Source organism: Actinophytocola sp. (assembly GCF_036402745.1).
GTDB lineage: Bacteria > Actinomycetota > Actinomycetes > Mycobacteriales > Pseudonocardiaceae > Actinophytocola.
This window is the reverse complement of record NZ_DASWSJ010000296.1, coordinates 1-10,645: the sequence shown is the minus strand read 5'-3', so window position 1 is coordinate 10,645 and position 10,645 is coordinate 1. Positions and strand designations below refer to the sequence as shown.

Here is a 10,645-nt window from a genome sequence, read left to right as displayed (position 1 = left end):
CGCTCGGTGGCGAGGTGCTGACCGAGGCGGAGCTGGACGCGCTCGCCGAGGCACGGCGGCCGGTGGTGCGGCTGCGGGATCGCTGGGTGCTGGTCGACCCGGCGCTGGCGGCGAAGGCCCGTGAGCGGACGCTGAAGCCGTTGACCCCGGTCGACGCGCTCGGCGCGGTGCTGAGCGGCAGCACCGAGGTCGACGGCGAACGCGTCGAGGTCGTCACCGAAGGCTGGCTCGCCGACCTGCGGGAACGGCTGTCTGCCCCACCCGAGCCGCCGGTGCCGCCGGCCGGGCTGGCCGCGTCGTTGCGGGACTACCAGCTGCGCGGGCTGCAGTGGCTGGCCACGGTCACCGAACTCGGCCTCGGCGGCTGCCTCGCCGACGACATGGGCCTCGGCAAGACCATCACGCTCATCGCCCTGCACCTGCACCGGGGCACGGGCCCCACGCTCGTCGTCTGCCCGGCGTCGCTGCTCGGCAACTGGGAGCGCGAGATCCGCCGGTTCGCCCCGGGGGTGCCCGTCACCAGGTTCCACGGCAGCGGGCGCGAGACGGCGGCCGAGGGCTTCGTGCTCACCACCTACGGCACCATGCGCCTGGACGCCGACCGGCTCGGCGGGCAGCACTGGGACCTGCTCGTCGCCGACGAGGCGCAGCACGTCAAGAACCCGCGCTCGGACACCGCGAAGGCACTGCGCCGCATCCCGGCCACCGCCCGCGTCGCGCTCACCGGCACCCCCGTGGAGAACAACCTCGCCGAGCTGTGGGCCATCCTCGACTGGACCACCCCGGGCCTCCTCGGCTCGCTCGCCACGTTCCGCTCCCGCTGGGCCAAGCCGATCGAGGACGCCGCCGCCGACCCGGGCCACACCGACGCCGCCGAGCGGCTCTCCCGCCTGGTGCGGCCGTTCCTGTTGCGGCGCCGCAAGTCCGACCCCGGCATCGCACCCGAGCTGCCGCCGAAGACAGAGACCGACCAGCCGGTGTCGCTCACCCAGGAGCAGGCCGGGCTCTACGAGGCCGTCGTGCGCGAGACCATGGACCGCATCCGCACGGCCACCGGCATGCAGCGCAAGGGCCTGGTGCTCAAGCTCCTCACCGGGCTCAAGCAGGTCTGCAACCACCCCGCGCAGTACCTCGGCCAGACCACCGGCCCGCTCGCCGGCCGGTCCGGCAAGCTCGAGCTGCTCGACGAGCTGGTCGACACGATCCGCGCGGAGGGCGGCGGGCTGCTCGTGTTCACCCAGTACGTCCAGCTGGCCCGGCTGCTCCACCGGCACCTCACCGGCCGCGGCATCGCCACCCAGCTGCTGCACGGCGGCACCCCGATCGCCAAGCGCGACGAGCTGGTCCGCACCTTCCAGGACAGCGCCGACCCGCCGGTCTTCCTGCTGTCCCTGAAGGCCGCGGGCACCGGGCTCAACCTCACCCGCGCCGACCACGTCGTCCATTACGACCGCTGGTGGAACCCCGCGGTCGAGGCGCAGGCCACCGACCGGGCGCACCGGATCGGCCAGCAGCGGCCGGTCCAGGTGCACCGGCTGATCGCGGAGGGCACCGTGGAGGACCGCATCGCCGCCATGCTCGAGTCCAAGAAGGACCTCGCGGACGCCGTGCTCGGTCCACAGGAGACGGACGTGGGCGAGCTGACCGAGCTGTCCGACGGCGAGCTGGCCGAGCTCGTGGCCCTGCGAGGTGACCGGTGAGCGAGCGTGCGAGCGGACCGCCGGCACCGGGCGACGAGCCCGCGGTCGGCTTCCCCGCGTTCCCGGCCAGCTCGCGCAGGCCCGGCAGGTTCGCCCGCACCTGGTGGGGGCAGGCGTGGCTGCAGGCGATGGAGGACACCTCGCTCGACCAGGAGCCACTCAAGCGGGGCCGCCGCTACGCCTACGCCGGCCGGGTCGGGCCGATCACGGCGAGCCCCGGCCGGATCGCCGCGCAGGTCTACGGCGAGGACGAGTCCGTGTACCACACCGCGGTGTTCGTCGAGCGGCTCAGCGGCGAGGAGTGGCGGCGGTTCCTGGACGAGGTGGCCGCCAAGGCCGGGCACCTCGCCGCGCTGCTCGACCGGGACATGCCGCACGACCTGGTGACCGCCGCCGCGGACGCGGACGTGCGGTTGCTGCCCGGGATCGGCGACCTGCAGCCCGAGTGCGACTGCCCCGGCTGGGAGCTGCCGTGCCGGCACGCGGCCGCGCTGTGCTTCCAGGCGTCCTGGCTGCTCGACGCCGACCCGTTCGTGCTGCTGTTGCTGCGCGGCCTCGGCCGGCGGGAGCTCACCGACGAGCTCCGCGGACGCAGCCGCGCCACCACACCGGCACCCGCCGTGTCAACACCGGAAGCGCGGCCGGTGCGCCCGTTGCCGCCGCCCCTGCCGCCGCCGCCCGACGAGCCGGCGCCGCCGCTGGAGGTGCCACCGGCACCCGGAGTGAACGCGGAGACACTCGCCGCGGCCGCCGCGCTCGCGTCCCAGCGGGCCCGGGACCTGCTGCTGCGCGACGGCTCGGGTGCGGAGAGTAAGGTTACGGCAGTGTTAGGCCGGCTTCTGCGGGAGTGAGTCACGCACTGGTCGTGACCACGCGAACTCCCACCGTGTACGGCCGCAATACCGGGAACACTGGGAAAAATCGTGAATCGCCTTTGCAAACCGGGCGCTCACCTGGTATGCCCCCGCCGTTCGAGATGGCCGACACGAGTGGCCTAACGACCCCAGGGTGGTGTGCCCCGGTTGCCGGGTGTCAGGATTTCCCTCGAGCCGAGGTTCTCCCCCGGCGGGCCGTGTCGGTGGCTTCCCCCGAGATCGACCGGCACGGATCGGCGACAACGCTGCCGCGACATGGCTATCGCCGACCGCGGTGAGCTGAGTAGAAAGGTGCCGCATGACCTGGGCAAGACATGCCAGCCCGACGATTGAGCAAGGCCGCTTCGCCGAGGCACGGGCGAGCGAGAAGGTCCACTACGCGGTGCAGAACCGCAAGGCGGCCCGTACCGTCGCGTACCACTCCGCCGACGCGCAGGACTGTATGAACCTGCTCGCGATGCTCGGACTGGACACGCTCGACGGGGAACAGCAGCCGTCTACTGTGGATTGATCGGCTCACCCGGCCGAATACTCGACCACGCCGTCCACAGTGGACGAGCGCAGCTCGCCCCGGACGACGAGAACCTCCAGATGCGCCGCGGTTTCCCCGGTCGCGAGCGTCTGGTTGAACAGGTCGAGGTCGTCGAAATGGCGGTGCCGACGGGTCCAGCCCAGCCGGCGTGCCGCGTCGAACGCGGTACCGGCCCCGTCGCGCACCGCCGCCAGCGTCTCGGCGAGCCGGACGTCGTGGTGGGCGAGCAGCTCGTCCACCCGCGTGTGCACGCTCGGCGCGACCGGGCCGTGTGCGGGCAGCAGCCGCAGGTCCGGGTAGGAACGCACGAGCCGCAAGCTGTCGAGGTAGTCGCCGAGTGCCAGCTTGACCGGCGCCGGCTCCAACCCGATCGACGGCGTGATGTGCGGCAGCACGTGGTCGCCGGCGAACAGCACACCCGCCTGCTCGTCGATGAACACCACGTGGCCCCGGGTGTGGCCGGGCGTGGGCAGCGCCACCAGCGTGCGCTCCCCGACGTCGATCTTGGTGGTGCCCTCGAGCCACTCGTCGGGCAGCTCGTAGTTGCTGCCGGCCCCGTCCTCGTCCCGGGTGCCGAACGTCCGGCGCCACTCCTCGATCAGCGACTGCCCGCCCCAGCGCAGCATCTCGCGGTGCCGCCCGCTCTCCTCGCCGGACAGCACCACCCGCAGCGACGGCTGCTCACCGATGCCCAGCGCGATCTTGGTGCCGAACATGCGGCGTAACGTGATGGCCATCGTGAAGTGGTCGCGGTGCATGTGCGTGACGAGGAACCGCTGGATGCTGCCGAAGTCGTGGCCGAGCGTGCCGAGCGCCCGCTCGAGCTGGTCGCGGGCGACGTCCAGGGCCCAGCCGGAGTCGACGAGCACGAGACCGTCGCCGCTCTCGATCGCGTACACGTTCACCGCGCGCAGGCCGTCGGTCGGCAGCGGGAGCGGGATGCGGTGGACGCCCGGCGCGACCTCGAAGGCGCCCGGCTCGATCCATTCCTGCGGGCTGGTCGACATGCTGAGTTCCCCGATCGTCGTTAGTTCGCTGAACTTAGCAAATACCAACGGTACGGTTCCCAACGTGGTTATCGCTCGTTCACTAGTGCTGTTCGTGCTCGCCGCGATCGCCGAGATCGGCGGCGCCTGGCTGGTCTGGCAGGGCGTGCGGGAGCACCGCGGGCTGCTGTGGGTCGCGGCCGGCGTGCTGGCGCTCGGCGCCTACGGGTTCGTCGCGGCTTTCCAGCCAGAGGCCCATTTCGGCCGGATCCTCGCCGCCTACGGGGGCGTGTTCGTCGCCGGCTCGCTGGCCTGGGGGGTGATCTTCGACGGCCTCCGGCCGGACCGTTTCGACCTCGTCGGCGCCGGCGTCTGCCTGCTGGGTGTGGCGATAATCATGTACGCGCCCCGGCCGGCATGACGGCGCCCTCCGCCGGAGCGGAGGGCGCCTGGCGGAGCCGGGTCAGGCCGCCGGCACCATGCCGTGCGGGTCGATCACGAACTTGCGTGCGGCACCCTTGTCGAAGTCCTTGTAGCCGGTCGGCGCGTCGTCGAGCTTGATCACCGTGGCGTTGACCGCCTTGGCGATGTGCGCCTTGTCGGCGAGGATCAGGTTCATCAGCTGCCGGTTGTACCGCTTGACCGGGCACTGGCCGGTGACGAACTCGTGCGACTTCGCCCAGCCCAGCCCGATGCGCACGCCGAGCTGCCCGACCTTCGCGTTCTCGTCCACGCCGCCCGGGTCGCCGGTCACGTACAGGCCGGGGATGCCCAGCCTCGCGCCCGCGCGGGCGACGGTCATGATGTCGTTCAGCACGGTCGCCGGCTGCTCGGCGGCGCCCTCGCCGTGGCCCTTGGCCTCGAACCCGACCGCGTCCACCGCCGCGTCGACCTCCGGCTCGCCGAGGATCTGCTTGATCTTGTCCGGCAGGTCGCCCGGCTCGCGCAGGTCGACCGTCTCGCAGCCGAAGCTGCGCGCCTGCGCCAGCCGCTCGGGGATCATGTCGCCGACGACGACCGCGGACGCGCCGAGCAGCTGCGCGGAGTACGCGGCGGCGAGCCCGACCGGCCCGGCGCCGGCCACGTAGACCGTCGACCCGGTGGTCACCCCGGCGGTGTACGCGCCGTGGTAGCCGGTCGGGAAGATGTCCGAGAGCATCGTGAGGTCGAGGATCTTCTCCAGGGCCTGCTCCCGGTCCGGGAACTTCAGCAGGTTGAAGTCGGCGTAGGGGACCATCACGTAGTCGGCCTGCCCGCCGACCCAGCCGCCCATGTCGACGTACCCGTAGGCCGCGCCCGCGCGCCCGGGGTTCACGTTGAGGCAGACGCCCGTCTTGCCCTCGCCGCACATGCGGCACCGGCCGCAGGCGATGTTGAACGGCACCGAGCAGATGTCGCCGAGCTTGTGGAACAGCACGTCGGCACCGGCCTCGACGACCTCGCCGGTGATCTCGTGGCCGAGCGTCTGCCCGACCGGCGCGGTGGTGCGGCCGCGGACCATGTGCTGGTCGCTGCCGCAGATGTTGGTGGAGACGATCTTCAGGATGGCGGCGTGCGGCGCGTCCTTCTTCAGACCGAGCCCCTTCGCCACGTCGTCGGGGATCTCCAGCTTGGGATAGTCGATGTTCTCGACGCCGACCTGTCCCGGCCCCTTGTACACGACTACTCTGTTGTCCGGCATGTCGCTCACCTTTCCCTTTGCACACAAGGAAAGTACGAGAGTGAGGGACGGTTTCGTAACTGGCCGGCCGGGCAGCGGGCACCTGCCCATCCGGGTAGGTCAGAGCAGCCCGAGCTTGGTGGCAGCGTAGACGACCTCGGTGCGATGGTGTACCGACAGCTTGCGCATGATGCCCCGGACGTGGAACTTCACCGTGCTGTCGCTGATGAGCGCCACCTTGCCGATCTCGCGGTTGGTCAGCCCCTGCGCCAGCAGCCGGATGATCTCCACCTCGCGCGGGGTCAGCCGCGGCCCACTGTCCTGTTCGGACAGCGAGCGGACGACCAGGGAGGCGCTGCGCGAGTCGAAGCCGGACTCGCCGCGGCGGACCGCGCGGATGATCTTCACGAGGTCGACCACGTCGACGTCCTTGAGCACGTACCCCTTGGCACCGCGGCGAAGCGCGTCGAGCACCAGGGTCTGGTCGTGGAACGTGGTCAGCACGACCACGCCGACCTCGGGGTAGCCGGCCACGATCGCACTGCACAGGCCGAGCCCGGTGGCCGGGCCGTCCTCGCTGAGCTTGAGGTCGAGCAGGACGACGTCCGGCTGCTCCGCGCCGATCGCGGCCAGCGCCTCCGCGGGGCTCGCGGCGTGCCCGACGACCGCGACGTCGTCCTCGAGCTCGAGGATGGAACGCAGGCCCTCCCGCACGATCGTGTGGTCGTCGACGATCACCACGCGGATCAGCTCACCCACCGTCGGCCCCTGCCGGCACCGTCGCCACGACCCGGACCCCGCCGCCGCGCCGGGGCCGCACCCGCACGGTGCCGTGCAGCTCGCGGGCCCGCTCGCGGATGTTGACGAGCCCGCCGGGCGCCACGGCCCGGGCGAGCCGGCGCTGGATCGCCTGCGGGTCGCCCGTCCCGTCGTCGCCGACGGACAGCGTCACGGTGCCCGGCCGGTAGCTCAGGTCGACCCAGATGCCGTGCGCGGCGGCGTGCCGGACCGCGTTGAACATCGCCTCCTGCGCGATGTGGAACAGGGCGTGCTGGGCGGCGAGCGGCAGCGTCGCGGGCTCGCCGCGGGTGCGGATGCGCACGCGCAGCGGGGTGGTCGCGCGGAACTCGCGGACCAGGTCGAGGAGCACGCCACGCATGCCGCTGCGCTGGGGGTCCAGCTCGGACAGCTCGAAGATCGCCGCACGCATCTGGGTGAGCGCCGAGCGGGCCAGCTCCTTGGTCACCGCCACCCGCCGGCCGACCGCGGAGGAGGGCTCGTTCTGCCGGCACCACTCGAGGTTCATGCCGATGCTGATCAGGTGCTGGGCCACGCTGTCGTGCAGCTCGCGCGCGATCCGGTGCCGCTCCTGGCTGATCAGCTGCCGCTGCCCGGCCTCGCTGAGCCTGCGGTGCGCGATCTCGAGCTGGCGGTTGCGTTCCTCCAGCTCGCGAGTCCGCTCGTTGGCCTCCTGGTAGAGGCAGGCGTTCTCCAGCGCGACGGCGAGCTGGTTGGCGACGGTCTGCAGGATCGCCACGTCGCTCTCGTCGATCTCGGCCGGCAGCGCGACCAGCAAGGACCCGGCGGTGTTCCCGTCGAGCAGGACCGGCACGCCGACCATGCCGGGCAGCGCGACCGGGCGGCCCTCGGCGCGGGTGCGCCGCTCCAGGTCGGCGAACCGGCCGGGCACCGCGCCGCGGCGGAACTCCTGCCGGGCCGCCAGCGTCAGCGACACCGCGGCCGCGCCGAAGTGCCTGGCCAGCGCGTCGACGACCGCGTCGCACAGCACGTCGGGCCCGCTTGTGGTGGTGCAGAGCGCGGCGGAGATCGCGCGCAGCGCCTCGATCGCGCGGTCGAGGCCGTGGCTCTTGCGCCGCCACTCGGCGTAGAACGTCGGCTTGGACGACCGGGCGCCGGTGAGCCGCTCCAGCCACGGGTCAGAGTGCGGCAAGGCAGATCTGCTCGACATCCTCCTTGCTCACCGTCCTCGGGTTGGTGGTGATGTAGGCGTCGCCCAGCGCGTTCTCGGCGAACCGGCCGAGGTGCTCGCGCCGCACGCCGACCTTCGCGAGGCCGGCCGGGACGCCGACCTTCTCGCGCAGCGCCTCCACGGTCGCGATGGCCGCCTCGGCGCATTCCTGCGGGGTCAGCCGGGTGGTCTCGACGCCCATCGCGCCGGCCACGCCGACGAACCGCTCGGGGTGGGTGACCGCGTTGAACCGCATGACGTGCGGCAGCAGGATGGCGTTGAGCAGGCCGTGCGGGACCTCGAGGTAGCCGCCGATCTGGTGCGCGATCGCGTGCGTGGCGCCGAGGAGGGCGTTGGTGAACGCGATGCCCGCCTGCAGGCTCGCGCGGGCGATGCCCTCGCGGGCCCGCAGGTCGGCGGGGTCGTCCATGGTGGGGAGCAGATGGTCGAGGACGCCCCGGATGGCGGCGAGCGCGTGCGCGTCGGACAGGAAGCTCGCGGCCTTGGAGACGTAGGCCTCGATGCCGTGGCTGAGCGCGTCGAGGGCGGTGTGCGCGGAGAGCTCGGCCGGCATCGTGGTGAGCAGGCTCGGGTCGGTGACCGAGATGTCCGGAACGAGGGCGCGGCCGGCGATCGTGCACTTCAGCCGCCGGCGGGAGTCGGTGATGACGCAGAACTGGGAGACGTCGGCGCCGGAGCCGCCGGTGCTGGGGACCATCACCATGGGCGGGATGGGCTTGGTGACCGTGTCGATGCCCTCGTAGTCGAGGATGCCGCCGCCGTTGCCGGACAGGACGGCGATGGCCTTGGCCGCGTCGATCGGGCTGCCGCCGCCGATGGCCACGAGGACGTCGCAACCGCTCTCGACGTACTCCAGGAACCCGGCCTCGACCTCGTGGTCCTTGGGGTTGGAGGTGAGGTCGGACCAGATCCGGTAGGACAGGCCGGCCGCCCGCAGGTGCGGGATGGCCTGGTCGACCCAGCCGGCCGCGATGACCCCCGGGTCGCTGACGACCAGCGCCCGCGAGCCGCCCGCGCGGCGCGCCGCGTCGCCGACCTCCGCCAGGCTGCCCACGCCGAAGATCGACTCCGGGATGAGGAACTTCTCGAGCTTTCCCTGTGGACCCATGGGCACCCCGCTTCGTCGCCGGCACCACCCCCGACCAGGGTAATCGCCGACCTGACATTTGCCAGTTGGTACAGACCTCTTGACGGTGCGTGGTCTAGACCACATAGTGGACTGTGGATCTCCACCCGCGTTGGACCCCCTGCATCCACGAGGAGAACGATGTCCGGCATTCGATGGCGCCTGCCGGTGCTCGTGGCCGTCCTGGCCACGACGCTCGGTGTGGTGGCCGCCCCAGCTCAGGGCGCGAGTCCCGAGTCCTCCCCCGCCGTGTCGGTGGCGGCGGGGAAGGTGAACCTCGGGTACTTCGCCCAGTGGGGCGTCTACCAGCGCAACTACCACGTGAAGAACATCCAGACGAGCGGCTCGGCCGACAAGCTGACGCACATCAACTACGCGTTCGGCAACGTCACCAACGGGCAGTGCGCGATCGGAGACGCGTACGCCGACTACGACAAGTTCTACGACGCGGCGTCCAGTGTGGACGGTACGGCGGACACCTGGGACACCGGCGCCCTGCGCGGCAGCTTCAACCAGCTGCGCAAGCTCAAGGCCATGCACCCCGGCCTGAAGGTGCTGTTCTCCTTCGGCGGCTGGACCTGGTCCGGCGGCTTCGGCCAGGCCGCCCAGAACCCCGCCGCGTTCGCCGACTCCTGCTACAACCTCGTCGAGGACCCCCGCTGGGCCGACGTGTTCGACGGCATCGACATCGACTGGGAGTACCCCAACGCCTGCGGGCTCTCCTGTGACACCAGCGGTTTCGGCGCCTTCCCCACACTGATGAGCGCGCTGCGGTCGAGGTTCGGCCCGAGCAACCTCGTGACCGCGGCGATCACCGCCGACGGCTCCGACGGCGGCAAGATCGACGCCGCCGACTACGGCGGCGCGGCCCAGTACGTCAACTGGTACAACGTGATGACCTACGACTACTTCGGCGCCTTCGACGCGGACGGCCCGACCGCCCCGCACTCGCCGCTCACGTCGTATGCGGGCATCCCGGTGGCAGGCTTCAACTCCGACGCGGCGATCCAGAAGCTGAAGAGCAAGGGCGTGCCGTCGGCGAAGCTGTTGCTGGGTATCGGGTTCTACGGCCGCGGCTGGACCGGCGTGTCGCAGAGCACCCCAGGTGGCACGGCGACGGGCGCGGCGCCCGGCACCTACGAGGCGGGCATCGAGGACTACAAGATCCTCAAGAACACCTGTCCCTCAACGGGCACGGTCGCCGGCACCGCCTACGCCCACTGCGGCTCGAACTGGTGGAGCTACGACACCCCGGCCACGATCGGCGGCAAGATGGCCTACAGCAACCAGCAGGGCCTCGGCGGCGCCTTCTTCTGGGAGCTGTCCGGCGACACGTCCAACGGCGAGCTCATCACCGCGATGGCCAACGGCCTGGGCTGACCAGAACCAGGGTGCCGCGCCGCCCCCGCGGTGGCGCGGCACCCTGGCTCTCTCGCCGCGATCACGCCGCTGGACACCCCCGCCGACGTGCGGCCGACCTGGCTGCCCCGCGCGAGAAAGCGGCGGTGGGCTGCCGGGCGCGGCGATCACCAGTACGGCCCCGGCGGCGGCAGGCCGTACGCGCGGCCGGCCGGCGAGCGCGATCGCCGACCTGCGCCGGCACCTGGTGACCGGCGCGGCGTGGACAAGGATCTCGTCTACTTCCGGGGTTACTGGGTGCGCGGGGGCGCGATCGAGTAAGCATGGGGACGTGTACGACTACGCCACCCAGTTCTCGAGCCTGCGCTTCGCCGACCTCGGCGACGGGATCCTCGAGGTAGCCATGTCCGCGCCCGG

At 71.8% G+C, this 10,645-nt stretch carries 11 protein-coding genes; 6 read left to right on the top strand and 5 right to left on the bottom strand.

Annotation, left to right across the window (positions count from 1 at the left end; translation table 11 throughout):
* The 3 genes from VGD70_RS27855 to VGD70_RS27845 form a co-directional block, all read left to right on the top strand.
* Window positions 1-1,700: DEAD/DEAH box helicase (locus tag VGD70_RS27855; RefSeq protein ID WP_331086450.1), on the top strand; the 1,700-nt coding region annotated here is incomplete at its 5' end.
* Window positions 1,697-2,551 carry an SWIM zinc finger family protein gene (locus tag VGD70_RS27850; RefSeq protein ID WP_331086449.1) on the top strand — a complete coding sequence of 285 codons (855 nt, stop codon included), beginning with the start codon at window positions 1,697-1,699 and terminating at the stop codon, window positions 2,549-2,551. The genes VGD70_RS27855 and VGD70_RS27850, both read left to right, overlap by 4 nt.
* A 322-nt stretch (window positions 2,552-2,873) precedes the next feature.
* A complete protein-coding gene (locus tag VGD70_RS27845; protein WP_331086448.1) occupies window positions 2,874-3,086 on the top strand; it encodes a hypothetical protein in 213 nt (70 codons plus the stop codon).
* A 5-nt stretch (window positions 3,087-3,091) separates the two neighbouring features.
* Here VGD70_RS27845 and VGD70_RS27840 read toward each other — a convergent pair whose 3' ends face one another.
* Window positions 3,092-4,114, bottom strand: a complete 1,023-nt coding sequence (locus VGD70_RS27840) for an MBL fold metallo-hydrolase (RefSeq protein WP_331086447.1) — start codon at window positions 4,112-4,114, stop codon at window positions 3,092-3,094.
* Window positions 4,115-4,178: 64 nt separating this feature from the next.
* On the opposite strand from VGD70_RS27840, the gene VGD70_RS27835 reads away from it, so the two are divergent.
* The gene (locus VGD70_RS27835; RefSeq protein WP_331086446.1) at window positions 4,179-4,514 is read left to right on the top strand and encodes a YnfA family protein; all 336 of its coding nucleotides are present in this window, start codon (window positions 4,179-4,181) and stop codon (window positions 4,512-4,514) included.
* 42 nt (window positions 4,515-4,556) lie between these two features.
* Here VGD70_RS27835 and fdhA read toward each other — a convergent pair whose 3' ends face one another.
* From fdhA to VGD70_RS27815, 4 genes are all read right to left on the bottom strand, one after another.
* Window positions 4,557-5,774 carry a formaldehyde dehydrogenase, glutathione-independent gene (fdhA, locus tag VGD70_RS27830; protein ID WP_331086444.1) on the bottom strand — a complete coding sequence of 406 codons (1,218 nt, stop codon included), beginning with the start codon at window positions 5,772-5,774 and terminating at the stop codon, window positions 4,557-4,559.
* Between the two features lie 99 nt (window positions 5,775-5,873).
* A complete protein-coding gene (locus VGD70_RS27825; RefSeq protein ID WP_331086442.1) occupies window positions 5,874-6,512 on the bottom strand; it encodes a response regulator transcription factor in 639 nt (212 codons plus the stop codon).
* Window positions 6,505-7,704, bottom strand: coding sequence for a GAF domain-containing sensor histidine kinase (locus VGD70_RS27820; protein ID WP_331086440.1), 1,200 nt, complete (start codon window positions 7,702-7,704; stop codon window positions 6,505-6,507). The genes VGD70_RS27825 and VGD70_RS27820 overlap by 8 nt, the downstream gene beginning before the upstream one ends.
* Window positions 7,691-8,851, bottom strand: a complete 1,161-nt coding sequence (locus tag VGD70_RS27815) for an iron-containing alcohol dehydrogenase (RefSeq protein ID WP_331086438.1) — start codon at window positions 8,849-8,851, stop codon at window positions 7,691-7,693. The genes VGD70_RS27820 and VGD70_RS27815 overlap by 14 nt, the downstream gene beginning before the upstream one ends.
* 159 nt (window positions 8,852-9,010) lie before the next feature.
* Here VGD70_RS27815 and VGD70_RS27810 point away from each other — a divergent pair, with 159 nt between their 5' ends.
* Window positions 9,011-10,249, top strand: coding sequence for a glycoside hydrolase family 18 protein (locus VGD70_RS27810; protein ID WP_331086437.1), 1,239 nt, complete (start codon window positions 9,011-9,013; stop codon window positions 10,247-10,249).
* 30 nt (window positions 10,250-10,279) lie between these two features.
* Window positions 10,280-10,549 (top strand): hypothetical protein, encoded by a 270-nt coding sequence (locus VGD70_RS27805; protein WP_331086436.1) that lies wholly within the window; start codon window positions 10,280-10,282, stop codon window positions 10,547-10,549.
* Window positions 10,550-10,645 lie beyond the last annotated feature (96 nt).

Excerpts from the sequence above, each read along its gene's own strand:
- VGD70_RS27815 (WP_331086438.1), bottom strand. The coding sequence starts at position 8,851 with ATGGGTCCACAGGGAAAGCTCGAGAAGTTCCTCATCCCGGAGTCGATC.
- VGD70_RS27840 (WP_331086447.1), bottom strand. The coding sequence starts at position 4,114 with ATGTCGACCAGCCCGCAGGAATGGATCGAGCCGGGCGCCTTCGAGGTC.
- VGD70_RS27810 (WP_331086437.1), top strand. The coding sequence starts at position 9,011 with ATGTCCGGCATTCGATGGCGCCTGCCGGTGCTCGTGGCCGTCCTGGCC.
- VGD70_RS27845 (WP_331086448.1), top strand. The coding sequence starts at position 2,874 with ATGACCTGGGCAAGACATGCCAGCCCGACGATTGAGCAAGGCCGCTTC.
- fdhA (WP_331086444.1), bottom strand. The coding sequence starts at position 5,774 with ATGCCGGACAACAGAGTAGTCGTGTACAAGGGGCCGGGACAGGTCGGC.